This is a genomic window from Flavobacterium sp. YO64 (genome assembly GCF_004119505.1).
Taxonomy (GTDB): Bacteria; Bacteroidota; Bacteroidia; order Flavobacteriales; family Flavobacteriaceae; genus Flavobacterium; species Flavobacterium oncorhynchi.
In genome coordinates, this window is sequence record NZ_NRQV01000080.1 from 1 (window position 1) to 235 (window position 235).

1 protein-coding gene is annotated in these 235 nt (G+C 39.6%); it reads left to right on the forward strand.

Annotation, left to right across the window (positions count from 1 at the left end; translation table 11 throughout):
* Positions 1–193: hypothetical protein (locus BOW57_RS20740; RefSeq protein WP_164973759.1), on the forward strand; the 193-nt coding region annotated here is incomplete at its 5' end.
* Between the last annotated feature and the right edge of the window lie 42 nt (positions 194–235).

Genomic DNA, 235 nt, shown 5'->3' on the forward strand with positions numbered 1-235 from the left:
CGGAACTTTTACAATTACGTATACTGACGGTACAACTTTTACCACTTCTAATTTAACAGGAGCAAAGGAGAAACTGGAGCACAAGGAGCTACAGGAAATAATGGAAAAGGAATCACAACTACAGTTGACAATGGAAACGGAACGTTTACAATTACTTATACTGACGGCACAACTTTTACCACTTCTAACTTAACAGGACCAAAAGGAACTGACGGAGCAAAAGGAGAAACTGGAC